Below are 26,374 nucleotides of genomic sequence, written 5' to 3' on the forward strand. Positions count from 1 at the left end.
GCAATCCCCCGACAGCGCACGTGGAGACAGTGATGCAGGAGAAGTTTTAAGGAGTGACTAACCATTCGCGGCCGCGAAGACCGCGAATGGCAGGACGCGCAAGGATCAGGCCGCGTTGACGTCGAAGCGGAGCGGCTTGGCCGAATCGATCTTCGGATTGGCGCGCAGCTCGGCCAGCACGTCCTGCGGGAACGGCTCATCGAGATAGAGCAGCGCGATGGCATCGCCGCCCGGCCTGTCACGTCCGAGCTGGAAGTTGGCGATGTTGACGCCGTTGCCGCCGCAGATCGAGCCGAGCAGACCGATGATGCCCGGGACGTCGGCATTGGTGGTGTAGAGCATGTGCTGGCCCACCTCGGCGTCGAGATTAATGCCCTTGATCTGGATGAAGCGCGGCTTGCCGTCCGAGAAGCAGGTTCCGGCGATCGACCGCGTCATGTGCTCGGTCCTGACGGTGAGCTTGATGTAGCCGTCGAACACGCCCGACTTGTCGCGGCGGACTTCCGACAGGATGATGCCGCGCTCCTTCACCATGATCGGGGCCGACACCATGTTGACGTCGGAGACCTGCGGACGGATCAGGCCGGCGAGCGCAGCGCTCGTCAGGGCCCTGGTGTTCATCGTCGCCGTCGCGCCGTCGAACAGGATCTCGACCTCTTTGATCGGATCGTCGGTGACCTGGCCGACGAAGGCGCCGAGCACCTCGGCCAGCTTGACGAAGGGCTTCAGCCGCGGTGCTTCCTCGGCGCTGATCGAGGGCATGTTGATGGCGTTGGAGACGGCGCCCTTGATCAGGTAGTCGGCCATCTGCTCTGCCACCTGCAGCGCCACGTTCTCCTGCGCTTCCGACGTGGAGGCGCCGAGATGCGGCGTGCAGACGACGTTGGGCATGTCGAACAGCGCGTTCTGCGTGGCAGGCTCGACCTCGAACACGTCGATGCCGGCGCCGGCGACCTTGCCGGATTTCAGCGCCTCGACGAGATCGGCCTCGACGATCAGCCCGCCGCGGGCGCAATTGATGATGCGAACGCCGTCCTTCATCTTCGCGATGGCGGCCTTGTTGATGATGTTGCGGGTCTTGTCGGTCAGCGGCGTGTGCAGCGTGATGAAGTCCGCGCGGGCGAAGAGCTCGTCGAGCTCCACCTTCTCGATGCCGAGTTCCGAGGCGCGGCTCTCCGACAGGAAGGGGTCGAAGCCGACGACGTGCATCTTCAGGCCGATACCGCGGGCAGCGACGATCGAGCCGATGTTGCCGCAGCCGATGACACCGAGCGTCTTGCCCGTGATCTCGACACCCATGAACTTGTTCTTTTCCCATTTGCCCGCATGGGTGGAGGCGTTGGCCTCCGGGATCTGCCGCGCAACGGCGAACATGAGCGCGATGGCGTGCTCGGCCGTGGTGATGGAATTGCCGAAGGGCGTGTTCATCACGATGATGCCCTTGCGGGACGCGGCCGGGATGTCGACGTTGTCGACGCCGATGCCGGCACGGCCGATCACCTTGAGGTTCTCGGCCGCAGCGATCAGCTTCTCGGTGACCTTGGTGGCCGAGCGGATGGCGAGGCCGTCATACTGGCCGATGATCTCGGCGAGCTTGTCCTTGTCCTTGCCGATCTCCGGCAGGTAGTCGACGTCGACGCCGCGATCCCTGAAGATCTGCACGGCGGTTGTGGAAAGGGCGTCGGAAACGAGAACGCGGGGCATGGATGGGATCCTTCGTGGATGTGCGCCCCTCCCCCTTGCGGGGAGGGTGTCGGCAAAGCCGACGGGCGGGTGTGGTGATGCTTGGCTGGCGGATGCGGGAGGGCGACCGGGACCGGTCAGGTCCAGCGTGTGGCGACGACCCCCATCCGGCCCTGCGGGCCACCCTCCCCGCAAGGGGAGGGCAGGAAGGTTCAGGCCGCCGCCTTGAGCGCGGCCTTCTGTGTGGCGAAGGCCCAGTCGAGCCAGGGGAGCAGCGCCTCGAGGTCGGCCGTCTCGATCGTAGCCCCGGCCCAGATGCGCAGGCCGGGAGGCGCGTCGCGATAGGCGCCGATGTCGTAGGCGGCTCCTTCCTTCTCGAGCAGCGCCGCGAGGTTCTTGGCGAAGACGGCCTGCGCGTCGCCGTCGAGCGAAGCGATGTCGGGATCGACGATGGCCAGGCAGACGGAGGTGTTGGAGCGCGTCACGGGATCGACGGCGAGATGGCCGAGCCAGGACGAAGCTTCGACGAAGCGGTCGAGCACGGCGAAATTGGCGTCTGCGCGGGCGACGAGACCGTCGAGCCCCCCGACCGACTTCGCCCATTCGAGCGCGTCGATGTAGTCTTCCACGCACAGCATCGAGGGCGTGTTGATGGTCTCGCCCTTGAAGATGCCCTCGATCAGCTTGCCGCCCGAGGTGAGCCGGAAGATCTTGGGCAGCGGCCAGGCCGGCTTGTAGGTCTCCAGCCGCTCGACGGCGCGGGGCGAGAGGATCAGCATGCCGTGCGCGCCTTCGCCGCCCAGCACCTTCTGCCAGGAGAAGGTGACGACATCCAGCTTGGCGAAATCGAGCCGCTGGGCGAAGGCCGCCGAGGTGGCGTCGCAGATCGTCAGGCCCTTGCGGTCGGCGGGGATGAAGTCGCCGTTCGGCACGCGCACGCCGGACGTGGTGCCGTTCCAGGTGAAGACCACGTCGCGGTCGAAATCGATGGTCGAGAGGTCCGGCAGTTCGCCGTAGGGCGCCTCGATGGTGCGCGCGTCCTTCAGCTTCAGCTGCTTGACGACGTCGGTGACCCAGCCGGCGCCGAAGCTCTCCCAGGCGACCATGTCGACGCCGCGCTCGCCGAGCAGCGACCATAGCGCCATCTCGACCGCTCCCGTGTCGGAGGCGGGAACGATGCCGATGCGGTAGCCGGCGGGGACCTGGAGGATCTCGCGGGTGAGATCGATGGCGCGTTCGAGGCGGGCCTTGCCGACCTTGGCGCGGTGCGAGCGGCCGAGCGGCGCACCCTTGAGCGCCTCCGGCGACCAGCCGGGACGTTTCGCGCAGGGACCGGAGGAGAAATTGGGGGATGCCGGACGGAGTCCGGGCTTGGAGATGGTCATCGTGGTCTATCCTTCCAGATAGTAAGCCCGCTCGTTGGGGAGGGGTGGCCCACTCCGGGCAATACCGGAAGCCGCCGAATTCCGCAAGTCCTGTCGGCATTTGCTGTGCAGGTGCGGGTCGGATCGTGCGGAACGAAGCGGAAACCAGACGCTGCGAGTGGCACAAAACTGACACAGGCAGTTCCCCGGATGTTCCCGACGTTCGCGACCCCTTCCCTTCTCTGAAACGCGCGCTCTCCCAAGCTATCGAGGATCTCATGGCCGACCTGTCGGACGTCGACCCTGATGCAGTCGAGATCGCGGTTGACGCGCTCAGAGATCGCGTTCGGCTTGCCGTCGAAGCCGCCCAAAGGTCGCGCAGCTGATGGCTCGGCGCAAGAAAGCTGACCGCGAGGACATCGATCGGGTTGCCGCCTCGATGCGCTCGGCCGGGCATTCAGATGTGCCGACCGGCGATGACCTGGAGCCGGACGCGAACGGTTTCGACCTCGACGAATTCAATGCTGAATTCGCGGTCGTGCCGATCGGCAGTCAAGCCGTGATCTTGTGGGAAAAGCCGGACGCGCCAGCCGAGGAGCGGTTGCAGCTCCTGAAGCCATCCGCTTTCCAGCTCCTTCACGGCAACCGCTACACCGAGGTTCGTGGGGCGGACGGAAAGCCCAAGTGGAAAACCTTCGCCGAGGCTTGGCTCGACAGCCGGCGGCGTCGGCAGTTCAACGGCATCGAGTTCCATCCCGACCGGGAAAAAGTCGAGGGCCGACCCGGATATTATAACCTTTGGCGCGGCTTTTCCGTCGAGCCGAAGCCGGGCGGCTCCTATGCCATCTTCCGCGATCATCTTCTGACAAACGTCTGCGACGGCGACGAGGGAAACTTCGCCTGGCTCTTCGGATGGTTTGCGCAAATGGTCCAGCGGCCGCGCGAGAAGCCGGGCACCGCGATCGTGTTGCGCGGCGGGATGGGCGCCGGCAAGACGAAGGTCGGCGAGGTCTTCGGATCACTCGTACAGTCGCACTATTTCCACGTCGACAACCCGCGCTACGTCGTAGGGCAGTTCAATGCTTTTATGGCGGCCTGCCTCCTGTTGCAGGCAGATGAGGCGGTCTTTGCCGGCGACAAGGCCGCCGAAGGACACCTTCGCGGACTGGTGACGTCCGACAAGCAGATGATCGAGAGCAAGGGCGTCGACCCGATCCGAGTGTCGAACTTCGTCCGGCTGATGATGACCTCGAATGAGGCGTGGGTGATCCCGGCTGGCAAGGATGAGCGCAGGTTCGCGGTCTTCGACGTCAACCCGCGATGCGCGCAGAACACGGACTATTTCGCCGAGATGGAGGCGGAGCTTGATGCGGGCGGCCGGGAGGCGCTCCTGCATGATCTCCTGGCGCTCGACCTATCACGCGTCAACCTTCGCGAGATTCCGAAGACGGGGGCACTCCTGGAGCAGAAGCTGCGCTCCCTCGATGCAGTCGAGCAGTGGTGGTTTGACCGACTCGGCGATGGCGGGCCGCTTTCGCGGATGGAGGCCTGGCCCGAGTACGTCGAATGCTCTAGCCTATACGCCGACTATCTGGCACATGCTGAGAAGCTCGGCATCAAGCGACGGGTTTCCAGCCAGTCGTTCGGCACCCAGATCGCGCGGCTTATCCCCGATCTTCGTCGCCGGAAACAGACCGTGCCCGCCGAAGACGGGGCGTCGACCCGGCGCCCATGGGTGTACTTCCTGCCTCCGCTGGAAGTCTGCCGCGAAGCCTTCGATGGACAGGTCAGTCAGGGCAATGAATGGGGCACCGATGATGAAAGTGCCCCAACATGAGTTGGGGCACTTCATCTCGTTGGGGCGCGAAAAACCTCAAAGATATCAATAGGGTGCCCTATGTGCCCCAACTGCCCCAACGGTTTTCGCGCACCCGTACGCGCGCGCGTTCCCCACAAGAACCACGAGACGGAAAATTCCAACTACTTCTATTTTTGTTGGGGCAGTTGGGGCAGTTAGGGCAAGGTATTGAATTCGCTTGTGAATTTCGGTGCCCCAACGACATGCTAATATTCAATTCGTTGGGGCAGTTGGGGCACTGCTGATAGGGAAGGATGATAGGCCTTGGCTGATTGGCCCTACAATACCGGCACATGGCAGCGGTTGCGCAAGGCAAAGCTGGCCAGCGATCCGCTCTGCTACGCCTGCGGTTTGCGCGGGCGTGCGGTCGCGGCCGTGGCGGTCGATCATGTGAAAGCCATCAACGCAGGAGGCCATCCATTCCCTCCGCTCGATGGACTGATGAGCATGTGCGAGCGATGCCACAATGAGAAGACAAGCGCGGTTGATCGCGGACACCTGACCGCCGTGCCGCGCCGGTTCAAGGGCTTCGATGCGAACGGCAATCCGATCGATCCATGCGATGATTGGCATGGTGGGGGGGCCTCAAATCACGGCAATGGCCAACGGATTGGACCGTCGTCCTCAATGAACAAATACTTAGTTTCCAATGACTTAGATGAAGAAGGGCTTGCCTGATGTCACTTCGAGGCGTAGGGGCGAAGCCGCTTTCATCGCGCGGGAAGGTCGCCGGGCGGGCCGTGACGCCCTGGCAGGCGCCGGGTCTCACGCGGGCCGAGCGGGTTATCGCCTTCTGCGAGGATCTCCCGATCACGGCCGGCAAGCTCGCCGGCACGCCCATGCGGCTGCGCGAGTGGCAGCGGAAATTTGTCCGCGCGGTCTACGCCGAGGACGAGACGGGCAACCGGCCGGTGCGGACGGCGGTGCTCTCCATGGGCCGGAAAAACGGCAAGACGCAGCTCGCCGCGGCGCTGGCGCTCTGCCACCTGGTAGGACCGGAGGCCGAACCCCGCGGCGAGGTATATTCCTGCGCGCTGACACGCGACCAGGCGGCCAAGCTGTTCGCCGAGATGGTCGCGATCCTCATGGCGCATGACGAGCTGGCCGACCGTTGCAACATCGTGAAGTTCACGAAGACGATCGAAGTGTTGACCGGTGACGGGGCTGGCTCCTTCTACTCCGCGCTGTCTGCCGACGCCGGTTCGAAGCTTGGCCTATCGCCATCCTTCGTCGTCTATGACGAGCTCGGCAGCGCGCCGAACCGGGCGCTTTTTGACGCGCTCGACACGGCCACAGGCGCCCGGGAAAACCCGCTGATGATGGTCATCAGCACGCAGGCGGCGGCCGACCACGCCGTCATGTCGGAGCTTGTGGACTATGGCCTGCGCGTCCTCGATGGCGACGTCGAAGACCCGAGCTTTCACCTGACGATCTACGCTGCGCCGGAGGATGCGGACCCATGGCATCCCGACACGTGGGCACTGGCGAATCCGGCGATCGGCGACTTCCGATCCATGGAGGACGTCCAGCGGCAGGCCGCGCAGGCCCGGCTCGTCCCGTCCAAGGAATCGGCTTTCAGAAACCTGATCCTGAACCAGCGCGTTTCGGCCGTCTCGCGGTTCATCCATAAAGCCGAATGGGACGCCAACGCCGCGCCCGTGGCCGTGGACGAGCTTCCCGGCCGCGTCTGCTACGGCGGCCTTGACCTGGGCGCGACACGCGACCTGACGGCCTTCGTTTTGGTCTTCCCAGACGAGGCCGGGCGCATCGACGTGCTGCCCCAATTTTTCATGCCGGAATCGAACATCGAAGAGCGATCGAACGAGGACCGCGTGCCCTATGACCTGTGGGCGAAGCAGGGCTTTATCACGCTCATTCCCGGAGCCACCAACGACCCGGCATACATCGCCGAGGTGCTGGCGATGGCGGCGAACCGGTTCGACGTCCAGTCGATCGCTTACGACCGCTGGCGCATCGAGGATTTGAAGCGCGAGCTTGGCATTTTCGGCGCGTCGCTGCCGATCGTTCCCTTCGGACAGGGCTACAAGGATTTCAGCCCGGCCGTCGACATGCTCGAGCGGTGTGTCGCCGAAAAGCTGCTGCGGCACGGTGGGAACCCGGTCATGAACATGTGCGCGGCGAACGCCGTCGTCAGCCGCGATCCAGCCGGCGGGCGCAAGCTCGACAAGCACAAGGCGGCGGGGCGCATCGATGGCCTGGTGGCGCTGGCGATGGCGCTGTGCGTGGCAAAGCGGCATGAGCCGGAAGAGATGCCGGCATGCCTTCAGGAGCTCATGGAGTAGGCTTGGCAAGCGCGGCCTCGACGAGCCGGCGGATTGCTTCCGGGCGGCCTGGCATGTCGGTCTGCTCGCGGCGCCATTGATCAATCTGATGCATCATTTCCGCGTGCACGCGCACCGTAACAGCCGAGCTTTCAACCCTTGGCCGACCCCTGCGCGATTTTTTAACATTAGAATTTGACATAATAAATTTATAGTGTCATAAAAAAACGAGCCGGGCAAGCGCGCCAACGCTTTCCCGGCCCTAACCAAAACGATCATGAAGGGATCGATCATGGCTGACATTCACGATAGCACCTCCGCGCCCGCGCCGAAACTGGAAGACATCCTCAATGACTTCGACGACGTGATCGGCGACGCGTACCAACTCCGGGGCATGGTGATGATCCTGGTCGAACACATCGAGACCCTGTTCTTCCCGCCGGCACACCGGCATCCGACCAGCCCGGATTACTACCACATGTCGCGTCGAGACCGCGAGATCCTCGGCTTCGCGGCGAACCGCTCCTCGGAATGGGCTGACGCCCTCGACGCCCGGATCGGCCGGGTGAACGAGAAGTGGCACGCGGCGCTCCGAAATAATCCCGCCTAGCTATATCGGCCCTTGAATATTTTTGATTTGGATTGTAAAAATTCAAATCAGGAGGCCATATGGCAACGGTTCAGCAGCTCGTGGAAATGATGGCGACGGTAACGATGACGGAACGCAAGTCCGTCAACGTCTACGCGCGCGCCCTCATCGACGCGGGCGCGCTGCCGAAGAGCAGCGGGCGGGCTGTCGCGCACGTCCGGGCCGAACACGCGGCGAAACTGCTTCTGGCCCTCGCCCTGAAGCCGAAGATCAAGACGGTGGGCCTTTATGTCGACGTCTATTCCCGCCTCGTGGCGATGACGAACATGGGACCGCTGACGGCGATTGCCGTCATCCGTGACATGTTCGGAGCAGCATCGGCAGGCGGCATCCGCGATCGCGAATGGGGTGACGTGTCGATCACGGTCTATGACACGCGACTCGGCATTGACATCCACCTGCCCGCCTCGCCTGACGGCGGCAAGGGCGACCGGGTGTTGCGGTTCCGGCTTCCGGCCGGTCTCGACGTGGACGAAATTGAGAGGTTCGTTCTAGAACCGAACCCCTTCTTCGCCCGATCCGCGCATATCCCATTCGAGGCTCTTCTGTTCACCTGCCAGCTCATGCGAGCCAGGCAGCCCGAGGCGACGCCGGAGGGAACGAAGGTCGTCGACAGGCTTCGTTCGCTGGCTCCGATTGCGGAGAAATCCGCATGAACCCTTTCCCTCGCACCCACTCTTCTGCGGCCGTGCCGGCCGGCCAACAGCGGGAAGCCGTCCTGTGCGGGTGCGAGATCGTGGAGCATTCAAGGACGGCAAGCCGGCACCTTTTCCCCCGCCGTGAGGCGGCATGTCCCACCGATGGAGAACTTCAACATGCGTGACCTGATCTCGAACATGGGCGTGGAAATCGCCATCCCCGCCGCCAGCTACAGCGCCGACAACACGCCGCCGGCGATCGACCTTCGCGGCTTCGACGGCGCGATCTTCGCCATTCACGTCGGCGTCGGCGGCATCACCTTCTCCGGCACGAACAAGGTCGAGTTCAAGCTCACCCATGCCGACGAGGAAGACGGCACCTATACCGCCGTCACCATCGACGACGTGCAGGGCATCGACGCCGTCGGTTCCGGTGGCATCATCCACAGCCTCACTGCCGCCCATGCCGCCGCGACCGTCACCCGCGTCGGCTACGTCGGCGGCAAGCCCTTCGCCAAGCTTCTCGCCGACTTCTCCGGCACCCATGGCGCGGCCACGCCGATCGGCGCGGTCGCAATCCTGGGCTACCCGCGCAACGCGCCGGTGGCCTGATCTTCAACCCCGATTGAACGTCGCGACGACAGTACAGTCCCTTAGATGGAGATTTTTCAATGAGAATTCAGGAACTTCGCGAAAAGCGCGCCGCCAAGATCGCGGAAGCGCGCGCCCTCAACGACAAAGCCATGAACGAAAACCGCGACCTCGATGACGCCGAGCGCCGCCAGTTCGGCGCGCTGGATACCGAGATCCGCGCGCTCGACGAGCAGATCGGCCGCGCCGAACGGCTGGCCGCTTATGAACGGCTCGAGGCGAACGGCGAGCGTGTCGGCGGCGACGGCGAGATGCGCCGCGAGCTGCGGAACTACTCCCTCGCCAACGCCATCAACGGCGCGCTCGGCGGGCGGCTGAGCGGGCGCGAGGCCGAAGTACATCAGGAGCTTTCGCGCGGTCGCGAGCAGCGAACCGGCGCCGGCATCCACCTCGCCGTTCCGACCGAGATCCTTCTCGGCGAGACGCGCGCCGGGCAGACGGTCGGCAGCGACCCGGCCGGCGGCTACACCGTGGCGACGCAGGTTGCCGCCGTGGCCGACCGCTTCCGGCCGGCGCTTCGTGTCCAGTCCATGGGCGCGATGGTCATGGCGAACCTGACCGGCTTCCTCGACCTGCCGAACCTCGCCTCGTCCGGTGCGGCGGCGTGGGTGGACGAGAACGGCGACGCAACGCGCAGCGCCGTCGCGTTCGAAAAGGTCAGCATGGGGCCGAAGACGATCACTGGCGAGTATCGCCTGTCCCGGCGCCTGATGCTGCAGTCCGGCGCGTCGATCGAGGATCTCCTGCGCCGCGACCTCGGCTTCCTGCTGGCGCAGGGCCTCGACCTGGCGGCCATCAACGGCAGCGGGTCGAACTCCGAGCCGCTCGGCATCCTCAACACGCCCGGCGTCGAGAACATCGGGGGGGTGACGCTCGTGTCCAACGGCTTCGTCGACAGCACGTCCGACCTCATCGGCGCTCTGGAACTCGACGACGTGACCGGCACCGGGGCGTTCCTGACGAACCCGACCGTGATGAAGCAGGTCCGCAAGCTGCGGGACGCGGACGGCCATGTCATCCCCATGGCCGAGCTGTTCCACAATCAGCGGGTCGAATCGTCGACGCAGGTTCCCACCAACATCGGCAGCGGAGGGGACAAGTCGGCGCTGATCTACGGGCAGTGGGGCGAGCTGGTGCTCGGCTACTGGTCGGCGGTCGACATCCTGATCAACCCGTATCACCCCGACGTCGCCTCCAATGGAGGCGCGCTGATGCACGCCTTCCTCGATGCCGATGTGGCCGTGCGCCACACCGACGCGTTCGCCTTTGCGGAGTTCTGACACATGTCCGATCCCTTCGAGAACCTGGCGAGCAGCCTCACGGCGCCGGCCACCAGCGCCTTTGCGGTCGTTCCCGATGATGACGACATCCTTCCGTCCGTTCCGCGGGCGTTCTGGATTGGCGCGTCGGGCAACGTCACCTTCCTGATGAAGGACGACGATGAGCCGGTGACGCTTCTGAACGTCCCTGATGCAACGCTCCTGCCCTGCCGGGCCGTCAAGGTAATGGCGACGGGGACGACCGCAACCGGGATCGTGGGGCTTCTCTGATGGTTGACCTTGCCGCCGCGAAAGAGTTCTGCCGCGTCGATACCTCCGATGATGATGCATCGATCACGAGCATGATCGCGGCGGCAACCGACCATCTCGCAAGCATCGGCGTCGACACGGACGCCGATCCGATACCACCTGCCGTAGAACTCGCGGTGCTCATGCTGACCGCGTTCTTCTACGACCACCGCGACGATACCGACGCCACGCCGCAAGGCGTAGTCGACCGTCTCATTCGGCCATATCGCGAGGTTCACCTATGACACCCGAACGCCGCGCAATCGCGATGGACATCCGCGCCAAGGGGCGGCGGCTGGAAGGCTACGCCGCCACCTTCGACAACCCCGCGTCGATCGGCGGACGGTTCACAGAGACGATCGCGCGCGGGGCCTTCGCGGCCACGCTGCGAAGCCGGGGCGATATCCTCGCCCTCGTCGACCATGATCCGGGCCGCGTGCTGGCCCGCACCCGCTCCGGCACGCTGCGGCTCGCCGAGGACACGCGCGGTCTGTCCTTCGATCTCGACGTGCCCGACACGACCGCCGGCCGCGACGTGCTGGCGCTCGCCGAGCGTGGCGACCTCGGCGGCATGTCGTTCGGCTTCACGGCGATCGACGAGCACCGCGACGGCGACCGCCGCGAGCTGCGCGCGGTCGATCTGCACGAGGTGTCTGTGGTGCTGGCCTGGCCGGCTTATGACGGCACCATCATCCAGGCGCGCGCCTCCGAGGCGCCCGCGCCCTTCCGGCGCTATGCCGAGCGCACCCTCAAGCTTTGGGAGCTGACCCGATGAGCCTGCTTTCCCGGATCCTTGGCCGTGAGAGGCGAGCCGTTGAAACCCGCATCCAGTCCAGCGATCCGTTCATTGCGGAGTGGTTCGGGATGAATGGTGGAACTGGCGCCTATGTCGATCCGCAGCGCGCCAGCGGCCTCGCCACGGCCGGGGCCTGCATCTCGCTTGTGTCGCAGGCCCTGGCATCCGTGCCGCTCAACCTCTACCGCCGCACGGCCAACGGCGGGCGCGAGCGGGCGACCGAGCACCCGCTTTATGGCGTGCTCCACGATGCGCCGAACGGCGTCATGACCGCGTTCGAGGCCCGCGAGATGCTGATCGCGAACCTCCTGATTTCCGGCAACGCCTATGCCGTGCTTGACTGGAACGCACGTGGACAGGTGGTCGGGCTCGACCCGATCGACCCGGGCCGCGTCGTCGTCGAGCGGCTCGAAAGCGGGAGGCTTCGCTACCGCGTGACCGACCGCAACGGCAGCGTCCGCGTCTACCTCCAGGACGAGATCCTGCATCTTCGCTACCGGCTCGCCCGCGACGGCGTCATGGGTCTGTCGCCGATCCAGCTTGCCCGCGAGACGATCTCGCTGGCGCTGACACAACAGGACGCGGCGGCCGGCATGGCGGCGCGCGGCAACCGTCCTTCCGGGGCGCTCGTCTTTCCGCAGATGATCGGGCGGGAAGGCAAGGAAAGCGCGCTTGGCAAACTCAAGGCGAAGATCGAGGCCGACACGTTGACATCGAATGTGCTCGTGCTCGATGGCGGCGTGGAGTGGAAGTCCTTCTCCATGACGGCGCGCGATGCGGAGTTCCTCGAAAGCCGCAAGCTGACCAACCTCGATATTTGCCGCATATGGGGCGTGCCGCCGACGGTCGTCGGCATCCTCGATCACGGCACCTATTCGAACGTCGAGATGGAGAGCCGCGCCCTCGTCGTCCGGTGCCTTGCACCGGTGGCCCGGCGCGTCGAGCAGGCGATGAACGTGGCGCTGCTGCCGACCGGGAGCCGGCGCACACTCTTCGTCGAGCACGACCTCGCCGGTCTCCAGCGGGGCGACATGAAGGCTCGGTATGAGGGCTACAGGATCGGCCGCGAATGGGGCTGGCTTTCACCGAACGAGATTCGCGGATGGGAGAACATGCCGGCGATCGACGGCGGCGACGAGTACCTATCCCCGCTCAACATGACGCCGATCGACGCGCGTGTCGGAGGGCCGACCGAATGAGCGGAAAGCTTCTCCCTGCCTTCATCACGCCGGCAGAGCTGGCGGATCATCTCGGCATATCCGAGCGCAGCTTGCGCGAGACGGCGCGCGCGCTCGGCGCCTGCCGCCAGTTCGGGAAACGGATGATTCTGACCGAGGGCGACGTCACTACGATTATGGAGGCGACACGGCCATGCCACTCGAAATCTACCGCCGAAAAGGCGGCAAGGTCTGGCACTACCGGGGCACCGTCGCCGGAAGGCGGCTACGAGGCTCTACGCGCACTGAGGACAAGGCAAGAGCGCAGCGCATCGCAGCCGAAGCCGAACAGCGGGCGTGGACGCGTCATCTCGATGGACCAGGTGCGACGCTGAGATTTTCGGACGCGGCCATTGCCTATCGGGGCGCCGGCCGGTCTGACAGGTTCCTTGCCAAGGTCGAGGACCACTGGCGCGATACGCTCGTGCGCGACATCACGGACGGCGCGATCCGGACCGCCGCGATGCGGCTCTATCCGAAGGCGACCAACGCGACCCGGAATCGCCAGATGATCGCGCCGACGCAAGCCGTCATCAACTACGCTGCCGAACAGGGCTGGTGCTCCTGGCTGAAGGTGAAGCGCTTCAAGGTGGAGAAAAAGATCAGGGAGCCGGTGACGCTGGCATGGATCGACGCCTTCACGGCCGAAGCCTCACCGAAGCTTGGCGCCCTCGCCGTCTTCATGTTCGCCACGGGCGCCCGTCTCGGCGAGGCGCTGGCGCTGACATGGGGCGACGTCGACCTGTCCGGCCGATCGGCGAGGATCCGGCAAACCAAGGTCGGAGCGGAGCGGCTAGCTCATCTGCAGCCGCGCCTCGTGGCCGCGCTCGGCAACATCCCATCGAACCGGCATCCGGGCGACCGCGTGTTCGGCTACGACGATCGGCACAACCTGCGGAAGGTCTGGAACACGGCCGTGAAGCGGGCCGGCATCAAGCCCCTGACGCCGCACTGCTGCCGACACGGCTTCGCGACGACGATGCTTCATGCGGGTGTCGATGTGAAGACCGTCGCCGATATGGGCGGATGGGCCGACGTGGCGACGCTGGTCAAGAACTACGCCCACGCGATGACGGACAGGACCATCACCAACGTGATTTTTGGCACGGAATTGACACAGGAACCCGCCGCCAAGGCAGTAAATGATTGAAAAGAAAGGGAAAATCCGTGAAGAACCCGCGCCCTCGTTGGGGAGGGGTGGCCCACGGACGGCGATAGTCCCTCCCGCCCGGTGGCGTCAAGGGGAAAGTTTTCGTCGCAGGAAGGACGGATGGCGGCGGTCTGGATGCCGTGAAACAATGAGACGGCGGACCAGCCGCCGTCTTACAGGGATGCTAGATGCAAGGGCCGTCGCGAGCGCTCTACCAGAGATCGTAGCGGAGACCGACCTTGACCTGATGGATGTTCATGCCCTTGACGACGACGACGTCGTCGTTGCGGATCGCGACGGATTCGGCGCCGGGCGCGGTGATCCAGTTGTAGCCGACGTCCAGCGAGGCATTCTGGGACAGCTGGTAGCTGACGCCGGCGCCGAGCGAATAGAGCAGGCTGACCTTGTTGCGGTCGATCGACGTGCCGGGGTACTCCACGTCGGCGTCGGTCGCGCTCGTCTGGCCTTCGCAGAGCTGCGTGGTGGTTGTCTCGGAAACCCCGGCGACGGTCTGGACGGTTTCGCTGGCGCTGCAGGTCCGGTCGTTGAAACTCCCACGCACAGGCGTGTAGACGAGGCCGATGCCGGCGCCGACATAGGGGGTGAATCCGGCGACCGTCCCGAGATCCGCATAGACGTTGGCCATGCCGGTCCAGGCCGAGGCTTCGGCCGAGGATTCGGAATAGCAGTCGGCGTTCGCGTCGGTCGTCGTCACGGTCGGCGGGTCGATCGGGTCCCCCAGCTGATCGAAGGTCACGACGCTCACGGTCTGCTCGACGGCACAGGCATCCTCCCGGATGCCGAAGGAACTGGCCTTGCTGGCTCCCAGGAAGCCCGCCGTGAGGTCGACGCGGAAGATGTCGTTCACGTGGTAGCCGAAGCCGACCGTGCCGCTGACCACGGTCTTCGTCTCGTCGAAGCCGGTCTCCTGCGTGATGTCGAGCGGATCGGCGATGGAAAACGCGATGTTCGAGTAGTCCCGTTTGAAATCATAGCCGACGTCGCCGCGCAGGTACCAGCCAGAGCCGATTTCCACCGGGACGTATTCCGGCGCCTCCTCCACGTAGAGCGGCGCGTCGTAGTCGGCGGCGGCGGAAGGCGCCGACGGCAGGACCGAAAGCGCAGCACCCGACAAGAGCAGACGCGAAAGCAGTTTCATGGGCCTCACTCCGGTATCACCCGCCCGGGCGGGAAAGCGCCCGCGACCGGTTCATGAGGCACTATTAACCATAGTGGTTAAATGCGGGTTAAGCATAGCTGAACCGCCGCCGCAGTCTTTTCAAGGGTTTCGCCGGCCTGGCGGCGAGACGAACGAGAAGGGCCGCCCGGCTGGCGCCGGGCGGCCCTCGCGACGCGACGGTGTCGCGCCGACGCTACTTGTAGACCGGCTCGAAGACGGGCTCCGGCTGGAACGCGACCTGCTCGGGCGCGCAGTTGGCGTTGCCGCCGAAGCTCCAGCGCAGGCCGCCGCGGACCTCGTGGGTGTTGATGCCCTTGTCGAAGCCCGGACCGACGCCGATGGACGCGCCGGAGGGCGAGTATTCCTCGAACATGCGCCCGCCCTCAATGCGGCTGTAGCGATAGCCGAGGTCGGCCTGCAGGTTGTGGGTGATGCAGTAGGAGGCGCCGGCCATGACCGCGTAGGCAAAGCGCCAGCCGGACGTGCCCTTGTGGATGTCGGTACCGCTGCCGGTGGTGTTGCGCAGATCGCCCCAGCGGACATGCGCGCCGCCGAGACCCGCGCCGACATAGGGCGTCACGCCGTAATAGGTGCCGAGATCGACATAGGCGTTGGCGAGCAGCAGAAGCGCCGAGAGATCCGACTCGTCTTCCGAAACGCAGGGATTGCCGCCGCAGGTGCCGCTCGTGCTGCCCCGGAAGTTCGACTTGAACCAGTAGTCGCCGGTCAGATCGGCGCGGAAGTACCTGCTCATCTGGTAGCCGACACCGGCACCGAGCGACAGCGCGCCCTTGAGGCTCGTCGAATCGAAGGTGTTCGTGCCGGGCTCGGGATCGCAGCAGCCATAGGTGATGTATTCGGTGCCGCGCAGCTTCGGCGCATGATAGTCGATGTCGCCGCGGATGTACCACCCGCCGGCCTGTTCGTAGATCGGTGCCGGCGGCTGGTACTCGATGACCGGCGGCTCGTAGATGTCGGCGGCGAGGACGGGCGAAACGAGGCCGAGCGCGAGCGCCATCGCGCCGATGATCAGCCTGACGGGCTTCAGCATGAGGCTTATCCTTGGGATGTCCCGGGTTGGTCTGGCCGGGACGTGGTTGAACTCGCAAGGATAATGAAACCGAAAGGTTAAACAGGATTTAACCCTGTTCGTTTACCGTGAATCTGTCTGGACGGATGGCGGGCGGCCTCTCCCGGGAAGGGGGAGGAGAAGGCTTCCTCGAAACTGGAAGGAGCGCGCCCGGCACCGACCGGTGCACCATTGACCCCGACGCGGAATCAGGCGGCGGTCCGGATGCTGCCGATGGCGCCGACGATGTCGTCGACGACCGTCTCGACCAGCGAGGGATCGTCGCCCTCGGCCATGACGCGGATCAGCGGCTCGGTGCCGGAGGGCCGGATGACGAGGCGGCCGGCCGTGCCGAGGCGCTGGCGGGCATCTTCGATCATGGCCCGCACGGGTTCGCTCTCCAGCGGCCGGCCGCCGGTGAAGCGAACGTTCTTCAGCACCTGCGGCACCGGCTCGAACTTGCGGCAGACCTCGCTGGCCGGCCTGTTGGAACGCTTGATGCAGGCGAGCACCTGCAGCGCCGCCACGAGGCCGTCGCCGGTGGTGGCGAAATCCGACAGCACGATGTGGCCCGACTGCTCGCCGCCGACGTTGAAGCCGTGCGCGCGCATGTGCTCGACCACGTAGCGGTCGCCCACCTTGGTGCGCTGCAGGGTGAGGCCGAGCGAGCCGAGCTGGCGCTCGAGGCCGAGATTGGACATGACGGTGGCGACCACGCCGCCGCCGGCGAGGCGCCCCGCCTGGTGCCAGGATTCGGCGATGACCGCCATGACCTGATCGCCGTCGACGATCTCGCCGTTCTGGTCGACGATGATCATCCGGTCGGCGTCGCCGTCGAGCGCGATGCCGATGTCGGCGCGGACCTCGCGGACCTTGTCGCAGAGGCTCTGCGGCGCGGTGGAGCCGCAATTGTCGTTGATGTTGAAGCCGTTGGGCTCGTCGTGGATGGCGAAGACCTCCGCCCCGAGTTCCCACAGCGCCGCCGGCGCCACCTTGTAGGCGGCACCGTTGGCGCAGTCGATGACGACGCGCAGACCGGCGAGCGACATCGAGCGCGGCAGGGTGCGCTTGGCGAACTCGATGTAGCGGTCGTGCACGCCGTCGATGCGCTTGGCGCGGCCGAGCCCTTCGGAACTGGCGAGCTGCCGCGACAGGTCCTTGTCGAGCATGCCTTCGATGCGCGCCTCGATCTCGTCGGAAAGCTTGTAGCCGTCCGGCCCGAACAGCTTGATGCCGTTGTCGAAATAGGGGTTGTGCGAGGCCGAGATCATGACGCCGATATCGGCGCGCAGCGAGCGCGACAGCATGGCGACGGCAGGCGTCGGGATCGGGCCGAGCAGGAACACGTCCATGCCGGCGGCGCAGAAGCCCGCGACCATGGCGTTCTCGATCATGTAGCCGGACAGGCGCGTGTCCTTGCCGATGACCACCCTGTGGCGATGACTGCCGCGCTGAAAGGAGAGGCCGGCGGCCATGCCGACCTTCATCGCGACTTCCGCGGTCATGGGAAAGGAATTGGCCCGTCCCCGGATTCCGTCCGTCCCGAAATATTGCTTCGACATGCGTGTCGGTTCCTCACCGCCTCAGGCTTCCCCAGCCCCTCGGGTGTGCCATAGCGACGACTCATCCCGTAATCACAATATATGAGTTTGTGTAACCGTTCGGTTGAAATGCGGGAGGGCAAAGCGGTGCGCGGCGCGCGTGAGGACGGCAGCCCGGCCGCGCCGCATCCGCCGCCGGTTTGTGCCCGACGATACAGCCCGTCCGCCCCTTCAGCACCTAGTCTCCCCCATCTCCGCCGAAGTCCTAACTCCGGCGGTCGTCTCAGGCATGGAATGGAGAGGATTCACCCAATGGATGCAGGACAGACCATCCGCACGCTCGCAACCAAGCTCGGACTGAGCGACACAGCCTTCGACGCCGACGGGCGCCTGACGATCGAACTCGGACGAGGCGCCGTCCTCTATGCCGCACGCCTGGACGACCACGTCGTGGAATGGAGCGTGCCGCTCCCCGACATCGACTTCGCCGACCCGGCGATGATGTGGGTGATGCTGGAGGCCAACCTGCTCGGCTCGGGCACCGGTGCCGGCCGGCTGGCCGTCGACGGCGACCACGCCGCCTTCTTCTGCGAGCGCTGGGTGGTGCGCGGCATGGACGAGAAGGAGACCGAACGCCGCTTCGACGAGATGGCCGCAGTCGCCGCCTACTGGCTCGGCGAGGGTGCGGACCTTCTGATGGAGAAGGCGGAGCAGAGGCGCCTGCGCGGCGCCCGCGACGCGGCGCCGCCCGCCGCCGGCGAGGAGATGCTGGTGATGCGCGCCTGAAGCGGACCTCGCGGCCCTGTGTCGGACGTCACCCGCACGCATGCGCGGCGAAAGGGAGGTGACGTCCGGCACGCGGCCTACCCCGCGTCGGACGCAGGATGCGGAAACAGGCAGCCAACGGAGAAGATCGATGGTCGGTACAGTCAGCAGCGGTATCAGCGTCACGCAGACCTATACGCGCAACGTCGAAGACGCAGACTTCAAGAACGCGCGGAAGACCGGGTTCGCCCTGCCGAAAGCTCCGAACCAGAACGTCCAGGAGGGGAGTTTCGGCACGTTCAAGAGCAGCCTGTCCTACTTCAAGGACAGCCTCAAGGGTTTCTTCGAAGCGCCGCTGGGCAAGAAGATCGATTTCCTGAAGGACCGCATCGAACTGCGGTCGATCCAGAAGAACGAGGCGGGGCAGATCGCGCCGCTGGACCGCAAGGACGTCGCCATGTTGAGCGGCATGAAGATCGCGCACCACGCACTGCAGAACGGATCGGCGAGTTCGATGCTGAGAAGCAGCAGCGACACGGAGATCGCCCAGCTGAGCATTTCCCTCGGCGACTGGCTGAAGGAGATCGACGCCAACGTCAAGACCAACGGCACGTCGTTCGGCGTCGAACTGGAACGCGCGGCCGGCCACGTGACTGCCAACCTGACCGATCAGGACTGGGCGCATGTCGACGTGCCGGGGCTGAAGAAGCTCGAAGGCCAGCTCCGCTTCGAGGGACGGGTCGCCAAGGCAGACCTTCTGAAGGCGATCATCGGAAATCTCGAGAAGGAGTTCACGCCCGAGAAGGCCGATGCCCTGTTCGGCGGAAAGGCGCGCAGCTACGTTTCCGAGTATGCGGGAGAAGTCCATTCGTTCTGGCGCAATGCGACCGAGGGATCGAACGCGATGTCGTCGCTGGTGGCGCAGAGCTTCAAGAACCCGCTCAAGCACGAAGCCTATGGCAGCATGAAGCCGCTTCTCGACAAGGCTGCCCAGATCAAGTCGATGAAGGATCTGGGAGGCACGGAGAGCTTGACCAAGGACCAGGCGGCGACCCTGGGCAAGCTCGCCGAGCAGCTTTTCGGCGTTCTCGAGAAGATCGAGATCACGGATACCATGAAGAGCCCGCTGGAAAAGATCGCCAAGGACATCCAGACACTCCGTACCGACGACAAGAACAGCGTGACGCAGAAGTTCTTCGTCAACGGCATCCTCCTCAAGGCGCTGGCTCCGGAGTTCTCCCTCCAGAGTGGTTCGCTGGGAAAACTGACGGTCGCTCTGCTATACGACGCCGTCGTCGGATCCCGCTCCGACACGACCTCCCCCTACGGCAAGGAGATGCTGGCGCTCAAGGAGCGGATCGGCGGGAGGGTCGACGACATGCTGCAGCGTTTCGGCATGCCCGCCAGCGGGCGGACCGAGGCCGTGGTACTGGAGGGCATATCCAGGAAGGAGAAGCAGATCGACACGATCGCGGGACAGCTCAAGGAGGTCGATCTCTTCCTCGCCGAGAACCCGATCGAAGAGCCGAAGATCGAACCGGAGCGGAAGCCCGTCGACCTGGAGAAGATCCAGCAGCGCAACCGCCAGATCCTCGACAAGTTCAAGCTCTGAGGCGCCCGTCCGCAGCGCGGCGACGTCCGAACGCCACGCCACCCGGCGTGGCGTTCCGCATTCGAGCCTGCTCGTGCCGGCGGCACCGACACCTGTGCCGGTCGTCACCCGCGCTCGGGCGCTGCACGCGGGAGGTGACGCCCGGCACGCGGCACGCCCGCATTCCGCGACAGGATGTGCCCGACGAGACCGGACGGGAGAACATCGATGGTCGGCGGAATTGGCAGCAACTACAGCGTCACCCAGACCTACACGCGCAACGTCGAGCGGGCCGACGTGAAACATGCCAGCAAGCACGACGGCGAGAAGCTGGCCAAGGCGCCGAACCAGAACGTCGAGACCGGCACGCGCGGCGCCTTCAAGAGCAGCCTCTCCTTCTTCGGGGAAAGCTTCAAGGGGTTCTTCGAAACGCCCCTCGGCAAGAAGATCGAGTTCCTGAAGGACCGCATCGAACTCCGCTCGATCCAGAAGAACGAGGTCGCTGAGGCCGGACGATCGGACCGCCGGGATCTCGCGCTGGTGCAGGGGAAGACCATCAGGTTCGAACCGCCGAGTTCGAACGACACGGCCAAGGCCCTGGGGATGCTGAAGGATCGGGGCAGCGGCAACGAGCGGCTCGCCGCGCAGCTCACCGTCTCGCTCGGCAAATGGGTGGGAGAGGCCGAGGCCAGGGCCAAGGAAAACGGCACCGACCTGAAGACGGAGATGAAGCAGATCGCGGCCTCGCTCGCCTCGAAGATCGGTGACGAGGATTTCAAGATTCTGCACCTGCCGCAGCTGCGGGACATCGCCGCGCAGCTGCGCGGCGAGTTCCGCCACGAGAAGGCGGACATGCTGGAGGAGATCGTCGGAGCCTTCAGCGAGGTCGTCACGCAGGACAAGGCCGTCGAAAAGTTCCACGCCACGGCCAGGACCTATATCAGCGACTTCCAGGGCGAGACGAAGATGTTCTGGCGCAACAACAACAGCGAGGGCGAGAAGGCGCTGAAGTCGCTGGTGACGCACGGCTTCATCAACGAACTCGGCAATCAGATCGGCAAGGAAATGAAGCCGATGCTGCAATCTTCGGAGATACGATCGATAGACGACGGATCGCCCACCGTATTCAGTTTGACCGAAACGGAGGCCAAAGCCGTCGGGCGCCTGGCGGAAAAAATCCTTGAAAAGCTGGAGTTCATCCCGGTCAGCGACCGGATGAAGACGACGATGGAACTCGTCAAGGACGACATCGCCACGCTTCGCCCGCAGGACAAGAACGTGATGACGCGTCAGTTCTTCCAGAACGCCGTCTTGCTGAAAGGCATCGCGTCTTCCCAGGCCGGCAGCCCGACCTTCCAGCTTGCTTTGAAGATGGCGAACGATGCACTCAACCCGGAGCAAAAAGCGGAAACACATTTCGAGCGCGAGACGTCCGCCTTCCGCGAGAAGTTCGGCGCCCGGATGGAAGACGTGCTGATCCGTTTCGGCATGCCGGAGTACGGGCGCCGGTGAGGGTGCGGGGGGCACCGCGGTTCCCGACGCTGCGGGCCGAACGTCCAGCCGGTCCACGAAGCCGCCGGCTTGTCGTCCGTCACACCCCCTCGGTATCGCCCGTCACCCGCATCATCGTCGTGGCGAGCCAAAGTCTCAACGACCCGACAACAGGAGAAGCGCCATGGGCGACGGCCCGACAATCACCGGCGGCACCAAGACCGGATTCGTCGACAGGAGAAACATCGACGACAAGACGATGGACAAGGGCGACACGACGACGCCGCCCAGCAAGTCCTCCTTCATGAAGTCGGGCTTCGAGTTCTTCAAGGAAACCATGAGCGGCCTGAAGGGCAAGTCCTTCTCCGAGAAGATCCAGTTCATCGGCGAGCGCATCGAAATGCGCAAGGAGCAGAAGGCGTCGTTCAAGGAGGCGGTGGCCGACTACAACCTCTCCCTCGAGAAGAAGGCTTACATGGGATCGCTCGACCGCAAGGACGCGGAGGCGATGCGAAACGCGACGGCGCCGACCTCCTCGAAGGTGGGAAATGCGGCAAGCTTGCTCGTATTCGACCCCGCCAAGGACAAGGGCAAAGACCTTGGCGCCTCGGCGAACTTCCTGCTCGAAGCCCTACTGACCCAGACGAACAAGGAGACCAAGCTCACGGAGGTCGAACAGATCATAAGGGACAACACGACCGGCAAGAACGAGGGCAAGATCTTCACCAAGAAAGATGCCTTCGAGGTCATTGGCAAGAATCTCGCTCTCGGCTGCTCGCCGAAAGAACTCGACAACTTCAGTCCCAAAGCGATGCGCATGATTGCAAAGGTCTGGGCCGAGGACGGACGGACCGAGAAGGCCGAACTCCTCAACGTCATCATCGGCAAGTTCGAGGAGGCGCGGGACCCGAAGAACGCGGTGTCGAACTACAAGCAGGCTTCCCTCGACCATGCAAAGGATGCCGGCGATAGAGATTTTCTGCGCCTGGCCGGCGGCAGTGACGGAACCGTACAGAAGTATCTCAAGATGGCCGGCAACTCCGAAACGCTCGCCGACAACATGGTCCCGGTCTGGACCGACATGAAGGCAAGCAAGGAGTACAAGACCCTACAGGAAGCAATTTCCAATTTGCTGAAGGAGGGAGGCAAGCCGAACCAGCAGAACCTCCAGAAGCTCTCAAAGGAAGGCGTCGAGGCGCTCGGGAAGCTCACCACCACCTTCATCGCGAAGGCGATCGAGAAGGGCGTACCGAAGGAACTCAAGGCCGTCCTCGGCGAGTTGCAGGAAGCCATCAAGAAGGGAGACAAAGACGTCGGCGCGAAGATCGCCAATCTCTTCGTCAACGCCATCCTAAAGAACCTGACGCCCATCATACTCGATGATAAGGGTCTTCATCCCGGGTCCGACATCAAGGACAAAAACGAAGCGGACAGACTCGCCATCGCAATTGCGACGCTTCTGCAGGCGACCGTCACGTCGGCTTTCAACGGCACGGGCAAGGTCAGCGATCCGGTCCAGATCAAGTTCAAGAACGAGATTCTGATCCCGCTGAAGGCCAATATCGACGAGTTCTACAAGGCCGCCGGCATGCTGCCGGAAGGCATTGAGTTCCGCGGCAAATGAAACGCGCGAAGCCTGACGACGAGGGGACGACATCGTGAGCAACGCACATCATCTCTTCTCCATCCTGGCCGAGGCCGCCGGCGACAGGTCGCTGTCGCTCGGCCGGGACGGACAGGCCTCGATCCCGATCGGGCGCGACCTGACCGTCCACGTGACGCAGGTCGACGACCGGGCGCTGGAACTGAGCGTCCGGATCCCGCAGCTCGACCGGCCGGACCGCGCCGCCATGATCGAGATTCTGGAAGTCAACGCCGCGGCCTCCCCCCGTGAGGCGGGATCGCTGGCGCTCGACGGTCACGAGGTCATCTACCGCGAGCGCTGGATCGCCGGCGACATGCGGCCGGACGTCGCCGGGAGGCGCTACGACGCGCTTATGGCGCTCGCCCGCCGGTGGCGCGGCGGCGGCGCGGCAGATCTGCTCGAACGGGCGCGCCGGCGCCGGGAGGCGGACGCCCGCCCGCCCGCCTGGAGCGAGGAACCGCCGCTCGACGAGGACGGGGAGCCGGTGAACGCCGAACCGGTGATGATCCGGATCTGACCCGACGGACGGTACCGTGGCCCTGTCGCCGCAACGGACGGGCGGACGCGCGCCGTGCCGCAGAAGCAGAAGGACGAAGACACATGACGAAGATCGACACGCTCCTGCAGGCCGTCGGGATCCTGCTCGACCAGCCCGGGCTGGCGCTCGGCGAAGACGGCACTGCGACACTGACGCTGCTCGGCGGACGGCCCGTCGAGGCGAGGCGCATCGACGAAGAGACCCTGGAACTCGCCGTCGCCCTGCCCGACCTCGACTACCCCAACGAGGAGATGCTCACGCTGATGCTCCAGTCCAACGCCCTCGGCGCCGCAACCGGCTGCGGCGCGCTGGCGCTCGCCGACGGCCGCGTCTCGCTGCGCGAACGCTGGCACGCCGACACGGTCACCCCTGAAAGCGCGGCCGGACGCTTCGAGTCGTTCGTGGAATATGCGGGCTACTGGCTGGCCGTCGGATGCGACCAGTTGCTGGAGCGGGCCGCCGCGGCCGCGCCGCGCAGCGACGTCTCCGGCGCCGACCTGCAGCGGATGGGCGGCGACGTGGTGGTGATGCGCGTCTGAGCGCTGCCGGCGATCCTACGCCCGCGAAAGCAGCCGCTCGGCCTGCGCCAGGTGCAGCCGCTCGACCATGCGGCCACCGATCTGGATGACGCCCTTGCCGACGTTCTCCGGCAGCGCGAAGGCGTCGACGATGGCGCGGGCCTCGGCGATCTCGTCCGGCGACGGCGAGAAGGCCCGGTTGGCGGGCTCGATCTGTGCAGGATGGATCAGCGTCTTGCCGTCGAAGCCCATGGCGCGGCCGTCGTCGCATTCGCGGGCGAAGGCGTCGAGGTCGCGGAAGTCGTTGCAGACGCCGTCGAGCGCGTCGAGCCCACCGGCCCGCGCGGCGAGCACGATCTGCTGCAGCCAGGCGATCAGCCATCGCCGGTCCGGCGTCATCCGCACCCCGGTCTCCTTGGCGAGATCGTTGGTGCCGGCGACGAGACAGGCGAGCCGCGCGGCGCGGTCGCGGCCGAGTTCGGCGATGGGGCCGAGATTGAGCATTCCCTTCGGCGTCTCGATCATCGTCCAGAGCCGGATGGCGGGATCCGCGTCGAGCGAATCGAGGAGATCGTCGGCCGCCAGCACGTCCTTCGGCCCGTCCACCTTGGGCAGCAGGATTGCATTGGGCGCGCAGGCGGCGGCCGCGGCGAGGTCGTCCACTCCCCAGGGGCTCGACAGAGCGTTCACGCGGATCACGAGATCCGGACCGCCCTCGCCCCGGCCGGCGAAAACGCCCGCGAGGCGGGCGCGCGCCTCCTCCTTGGCGGAAGGCGCGACCGCGTCCTCGAGGTCGATCACCACGACGTCGCAGGCGAGCGAAGGCGCCTTGGCGAGCGCCTTCTCGTTGGCGGCGGGGACGTAGAGGACGGAACGGCGCGGGCGGAAGGACTTGCTCATGGACCAGTCATGGCAAGGCGAAAGGCCCCTTGCAAGAGCGCCGGGGTTCCGGCAGAGCCTGCGCGATCCGCATCGCCAACCGCCAGGAGATCGCCGTGCCCGGCTACGACATCGTCATCATCGGCGGCGCCATCGTCGGCGCCTCGCTGGCCTGGCAGCTGCGCGAAGAGGGGTTCGGCGGCACGATCGCGCTCGTCGAGCGCGACCCGCGCTTCGAGCATGCCGCCACGACCCTGTCCTGCGCCTCGATCCGGCAGCAGTTCTCGATTCCCGAGAACATCCGCCTGTCGCGCTACACGCTCGACCTGTTCCGGCGGCTGAAGGACGAGTTCGGCAGCGACGCCGACATCGGCTTCCGCGAGAAGGGCTACCTGATCCTCGCGTCCGAGGAAGGCCGGCCGGTGCTGGAGGCGAACCACCGGGTGCAGGCGGCCGAGGGCGCCGACATCCTGCTGGAGGATGCAGGCGCGCTGCAGAAACGCTTTTCCTGGCTGTCGACCGAAGGCATCGCCGCCGGCGCCTTCGGCCGCACCGGCGAAGGCTGGTTCGACGCGCATGCGCTGCTGTCACTGTTGCGCAAGGCGCTGAAGACGCGGTCCGTCGACATGATCGAGGCGTCCGCGACGGCGATTTCCCGCGAAGGCAACCGGGTGACCGCGGTGACGCTGGACAGTGGCGAGACGCTGGCCGCAGGCATCGTCGTCAATGCGGCCGGACCGAATGCCGGCAAGGTGGCGGCGATGGCCGGCCTCGCGCTCCCCGTGGAGCCGCGCAAGCGCTCGGTGTTCGTGTTCGAGGCGCGGGAGCGTTTCAACGACATGCCGCTGCTGGTCGACCCCTCCGGGGTGTATGTGCGCCCGGAAGGCTCGGTCTACATCACCGGCGGTGCAGAGCCCTACGAGACCGACGCGGCGGCCGACCCGACCGACTTCGAGCCGGACTGGCCGCTGTTCGAGGAGACGATCTGGCCGGTGCTGGCCACCCGCATCCCCGCCTTCGAGGCGATCAAGGCCACCCGCGCCTGGGCCGGCCACTACGACTACAACACGCTCGACCAGAACGCCGTGATCGGCCCGCATCCGGAAGTGGGCAACCTCCTCTTCGCCAACGGCTTTTCCGGCCACGGCCTGCAGCAGGCGCCGGCCGTCGGCAAGGCGCTGGCGGAACTGATCGTGCACGGCGGCTACCGGACGATCGACTGCTCCGTGTTCGGCTACGAGCGCGTCGCGGAGGGCCGGGCCTATCGCGAGCTGAACGTGATCTGAGGGACGCTCGCGTCC

General features: G+C 65.4%; 25 protein-coding genes. 19 read left to right on the forward strand and 6 right to left on the reverse strand.

Going from position 1 to position 26,374, the window contains the following annotated elements:
- Positions 1 to 105 precede the first annotated feature (105 nt).
- Entirely contained in the window at positions 106 to 1,704 is a 1,599-nt protein-coding gene (serA, locus tag IAI54_RS17425) for a phosphoglycerate dehydrogenase (protein ID WP_187968396.1), read from the reverse strand.
- Between the two features lie 191 nt (positions 1,705 to 1,895).
- Entirely contained in the window at positions 1,896 to 3,068 is a 1,173-nt protein-coding gene (locus IAI54_RS17430) for a phosphoserine transaminase (protein WP_187968397.1), read from the reverse strand.
- Positions 3,069 to 3,432: 364 nt separating this feature from the next.
- Between IAI54_RS17430 and IAI54_RS17435 the strand changes: the two genes are divergently transcribed.
- From IAI54_RS17435 to IAI54_RS17495, 12 genes are all read left to right on the forward strand, one after another.
- Complete coding sequence (locus tag IAI54_RS17435; RefSeq protein WP_187968398.1) at positions 3,433 to 4,884, forward strand: primase-helicase family protein; 1,452 nt, start codon at positions 3,433 to 3,435, stop codon at positions 4,882 to 4,884.
- A gap of 285 nt (positions 4,885 to 5,169) precedes the next feature.
- Positions 5,170 to 5,583, forward strand: a complete 414-nt coding sequence (locus IAI54_RS17440; RefSeq protein ID WP_187968399.1) for an HNH endonuclease — start codon at positions 5,170 to 5,172, stop codon at positions 5,581 to 5,583.
- Positions 5,583 to 7,208, forward strand: coding sequence for a terminase large subunit (locus IAI54_RS17445; RefSeq protein WP_187968400.1), 1,626 nt, complete (start codon positions 5,583 to 5,585; stop codon positions 7,206 to 7,208). Before IAI54_RS17440 ends, IAI54_RS17445 begins: the two co-directional genes overlap by 1 nt.
- Positions 7,209 to 7,464: 256 nt before the next feature.
- Positions 7,465 to 7,797 (forward strand): hypothetical protein, encoded by a 333-nt coding sequence (locus IAI54_RS17455; RefSeq protein ID WP_187968402.1) that lies wholly within the window; start codon positions 7,465 to 7,467, stop codon positions 7,795 to 7,797.
- A gap of 80 nt (positions 7,798 to 7,877) precedes the next feature.
- Positions 7,878 to 8,492, forward strand: coding sequence for a hypothetical protein (locus IAI54_RS17460; protein WP_187968403.1), 615 nt, complete (start codon positions 7,878 to 7,880; stop codon positions 8,490 to 8,492).
- 159 nt (positions 8,493 to 8,651) lie between these two features.
- Positions 8,652 to 9,086, forward strand: a complete 435-nt coding sequence (locus IAI54_RS17465; RefSeq protein WP_187968404.1) for a hypothetical protein — start codon at positions 8,652 to 8,654, stop codon at positions 9,084 to 9,086.
- Between the two features lie 59 nt (positions 9,087 to 9,145).
- Positions 9,146 to 10,405: a phage major capsid protein gene (locus IAI54_RS17470; protein ID WP_187968405.1), complete on the forward strand. Its 1,260-nt coding sequence runs from the start codon at positions 9,146 to 9,148 to the stop codon at positions 10,403 to 10,405.
- 3 nt (positions 10,406 to 10,408) lie between these two features.
- Positions 10,409 to 10,675: a spike base protein, RCAP_Rcc01079 family gene (locus IAI54_RS17475; protein ID WP_187968406.1), complete on the forward strand. Its 267-nt coding sequence runs from the start codon at positions 10,409 to 10,411 to the stop codon at positions 10,673 to 10,675.
- Complete coding sequence (locus IAI54_RS17480) at positions 10,675 to 10,938, forward strand: head-tail connector protein (protein WP_187968407.1); 264 nt, start codon at positions 10,675 to 10,677, stop codon at positions 10,936 to 10,938. Before IAI54_RS17475 ends, IAI54_RS17480 begins: the two co-directional genes overlap by 1 nt.
- On the forward strand, positions 10,935 to 11,468 hold the full coding sequence (locus IAI54_RS17485; protein WP_187968408.1) for an HK97 family phage prohead protease: 534 nt from the start codon (positions 10,935 to 10,937) through the stop codon (positions 11,466 to 11,468). Before IAI54_RS17480 ends, IAI54_RS17485 begins: the two co-directional genes overlap by 4 nt.
- Before the next feature lie 89 nt (positions 11,469 to 11,557).
- Positions 11,558 to 12,688: a phage portal protein gene (locus tag IAI54_RS17490; RefSeq protein WP_187968409.1), complete on the forward strand. Its 1,131-nt coding sequence runs from the start codon at positions 11,558 to 11,560 to the stop codon at positions 12,686 to 12,688.
- A gap of 172 nt (positions 12,689 to 12,860) precedes the next feature.
- On the forward strand, positions 12,861 to 13,856 hold the full coding sequence (locus tag IAI54_RS17495) for a tyrosine-type recombinase/integrase (protein ID WP_187968410.1): 996 nt from the start codon (positions 12,861 to 12,863) through the stop codon (positions 13,854 to 13,856).
- Positions 13,857 to 14,067: 211 nt separating this feature from the next.
- On the opposite strand, the gene IAI54_RS17500 is transcribed toward IAI54_RS17495, so the two are convergent.
- From IAI54_RS17500 to glmM, 3 genes are all read right to left on the reverse strand, one after another.
- Complete coding sequence (locus tag IAI54_RS17500; protein WP_187968411.1) at positions 14,068 to 15,015, reverse strand: outer membrane beta-barrel protein; 948 nt, start codon at positions 15,013 to 15,015, stop codon at positions 14,068 to 14,070.
- 214 nt (positions 15,016 to 15,229) lie between these two features.
- The gene (locus IAI54_RS17505) at positions 15,230 to 16,087 is read right to left on the reverse strand and encodes an outer membrane protein (RefSeq protein ID WP_187968412.1); all 858 of its coding nucleotides are present in this window, start codon (positions 16,085 to 16,087) and stop codon (positions 15,230 to 15,232) included.
- Positions 16,088 to 16,314: 227 nt separating this feature from the next.
- A complete protein-coding gene (gene glmM / locus IAI54_RS17510; protein WP_187968413.1) occupies positions 16,315 to 17,667 on the reverse strand; it encodes a phosphoglucosamine mutase in 1,353 nt (450 codons plus the stop codon).
- A gap of 291 nt (positions 17,668 to 17,958) precedes the next feature.
- Here glmM and IAI54_RS17515 point away from each other — a divergent pair, with 291 nt between their 5' ends.
- The 6 genes from IAI54_RS17515 to IAI54_RS17540 all read left to right on the forward strand — a co-directional run bounded on the left by IAI54_RS17515 (position 17,959) and on the right by IAI54_RS17540 (position 24,215).
- Positions 17,959 to 18,432: a type III secretion system chaperone gene (locus IAI54_RS17515; RefSeq protein WP_187968414.1), complete on the forward strand. Its 474-nt coding sequence runs from the start codon at positions 17,959 to 17,961 to the stop codon at positions 18,430 to 18,432.
- A 130-nt stretch (positions 18,433 to 18,562) separates the two neighbouring features.
- Complete coding sequence (locus IAI54_RS17520) at positions 18,563 to 20,023, forward strand: hypothetical protein (protein ID WP_187968415.1); 1,461 nt, start codon at positions 18,563 to 18,565, stop codon at positions 20,021 to 20,023.
- Positions 20,024 to 20,230: 207 nt separating this feature from the next.
- Complete coding sequence (locus IAI54_RS17525) at positions 20,231 to 21,514, forward strand: hypothetical protein (protein WP_187968416.1); 1,284 nt, start codon at positions 20,231 to 20,233, stop codon at positions 21,512 to 21,514.
- A 163-nt stretch (positions 21,515 to 21,677) separates the two neighbouring features.
- Complete coding sequence (locus IAI54_RS17530) at positions 21,678 to 23,117, forward strand: hypothetical protein (protein ID WP_187968417.1); 1,440 nt, start codon at positions 21,678 to 21,680, stop codon at positions 23,115 to 23,117.
- 34 nt (positions 23,118 to 23,151) lie between these two features.
- Positions 23,152 to 23,655 carry a type III secretion system chaperone gene (locus IAI54_RS17535; RefSeq protein ID WP_187968418.1) on the forward strand — a complete coding sequence of 168 codons (504 nt, stop codon included), beginning with the start codon at positions 23,152 to 23,154 and terminating at the stop codon, positions 23,653 to 23,655.
- 83 nt (positions 23,656 to 23,738) lie between these two features.
- Positions 23,739 to 24,215, forward strand: a complete 477-nt coding sequence (locus tag IAI54_RS17540) for a type III secretion system chaperone (protein WP_187968419.1) — start codon at positions 23,739 to 23,741, stop codon at positions 24,213 to 24,215.
- Between the two features lie 15 nt (positions 24,216 to 24,230).
- On the opposite strand, the gene IAI54_RS17545 is transcribed toward IAI54_RS17540, so the two are convergent.
- Entirely contained in the window at positions 24,231 to 25,094 is an 864-nt protein-coding gene (locus IAI54_RS17545) for an HpcH/HpaI aldolase/citrate lyase family protein (protein WP_187968420.1), read from the reverse strand.
- Positions 25,095 to 25,189: 95 nt separating this feature from the next.
- Between IAI54_RS17545 and IAI54_RS17550 the strand changes: the two genes are divergently transcribed.
- Complete coding sequence (locus tag IAI54_RS17550) at positions 25,190 to 26,359, forward strand: NAD(P)/FAD-dependent oxidoreductase (RefSeq protein ID WP_187973213.1); 1,170 nt, start codon at positions 25,190 to 25,192, stop codon at positions 26,357 to 26,359.
- Positions 26,360 to 26,374 lie beyond the last annotated feature (15 nt).

The sequence above is a fragment of the Aquibium microcysteis genome, from assembly GCF_014495845.1.
GTDB classification, from domain to species: domain Bacteria; phylum Pseudomonadota; class Alphaproteobacteria; order Rhizobiales; family Rhizobiaceae; genus Aquibium; species Aquibium microcysteis.

Excerpts from the sequence above, each read along its gene's own strand:
- IAI54_RS17500 (WP_187968411.1), bottom strand. The coding sequence starts at position 15,015 with ATGAAACTGCTTTCGCGTCTGCTCTTGTCGGGTGCTGCGCTTTCGGTC.
- IAI54_RS17470 (WP_187968405.1), top strand. The coding sequence starts at position 9,146 with ATGAGAATTCAGGAACTTCGCGAAAAGCGCGCCGCCAAGATCGCGGAA.
- IAI54_RS17445 (WP_187968400.1), top strand. The coding sequence starts at position 5,583 with ATGTCACTTCGAGGCGTAGGGGCGAAGCCGCTTTCATCGCGCGGGAAG.
- IAI54_RS17485 (WP_187968408.1), top strand. The coding sequence starts at position 10,935 with ATGACACCCGAACGCCGCGCAATCGCGATGGACATCCGCGCCAAGGGG.
- serA (WP_187968396.1), bottom strand. The coding sequence starts at position 1,704 with ATGCCCCGCGTTCTCGTTTCCGACGCCCTTTCCACAACCGCCGTGCAG.
- IAI54_RS17520 (WP_187968415.1), top strand. The coding sequence starts at position 18,563 with ATGGTCGGTACAGTCAGCAGCGGTATCAGCGTCACGCAGACCTATACG.
- IAI54_RS17435 (WP_187968398.1), top strand. The coding sequence starts at position 3,433 with ATGGCTCGGCGCAAGAAAGCTGACCGCGAGGACATCGATCGGGTTGCC.
- IAI54_RS17505 (WP_187968412.1), bottom strand. The coding sequence starts at position 16,087 with ATGCTGAAGCCCGTCAGGCTGATCATCGGCGCGATGGCGCTCGCGCTC.
- IAI54_RS17540 (WP_187968419.1), top strand. The coding sequence starts at position 23,739 with ATGACGAAGATCGACACGCTCCTGCAGGCCGTCGGGATCCTGCTCGAC.
- IAI54_RS17455 (WP_187968402.1), top strand. The coding sequence starts at position 7,465 with ATGAAGGGATCGATCATGGCTGACATTCACGATAGCACCTCCGCGCCC.
- IAI54_RS17530 (WP_187968417.1), top strand. The coding sequence starts at position 21,678 with ATGGGCGACGGCCCGACAATCACCGGCGGCACCAAGACCGGATTCGTC.
- IAI54_RS17545 (WP_187968420.1), bottom strand. The coding sequence starts at position 25,094 with ATGAGCAAGTCCTTCCGCCCGCGCCGTTCCGTCCTCTACGTCCCCGCC.
- IAI54_RS17490 (WP_187968409.1), top strand. The coding sequence starts at position 11,558 with ATGAATGGTGGAACTGGCGCCTATGTCGATCCGCAGCGCGCCAGCGGC.
- IAI54_RS17465 (WP_187968404.1), top strand. The coding sequence starts at position 8,652 with ATGCGTGACCTGATCTCGAACATGGGCGTGGAAATCGCCATCCCCGCC.
- IAI54_RS17430 (WP_187968397.1), bottom strand. The coding sequence starts at position 3,068 with ATGACCATCTCCAAGCCCGGACTCCGTCCGGCATCCCCCAATTTCTCC.
- IAI54_RS17475 (WP_187968406.1), top strand. The coding sequence starts at position 10,409 with ATGTCCGATCCCTTCGAGAACCTGGCGAGCAGCCTCACGGCGCCGGCC.
- IAI54_RS17515 (WP_187968414.1), top strand. The coding sequence starts at position 17,959 with ATGGATGCAGGACAGACCATCCGCACGCTCGCAACCAAGCTCGGACTG.
- glmM (WP_187968413.1), bottom strand. The coding sequence starts at position 17,667 with ATGTCGAAGCAATATTTCGGGACGGACGGAATCCGGGGACGGGCCAAT.
- IAI54_RS17525 (WP_187968416.1), top strand. The coding sequence starts at position 20,231 with ATGGTCGGCGGAATTGGCAGCAACTACAGCGTCACCCAGACCTACACG.
- IAI54_RS17480 (WP_187968407.1), top strand. The coding sequence starts at position 10,675 with ATGGTTGACCTTGCCGCCGCGAAAGAGTTCTGCCGCGTCGATACCTCC.
- IAI54_RS17495 (WP_187968410.1), top strand. The coding sequence starts at position 12,861 with ATGCCACTCGAAATCTACCGCCGAAAAGGCGGCAAGGTCTGGCACTAC.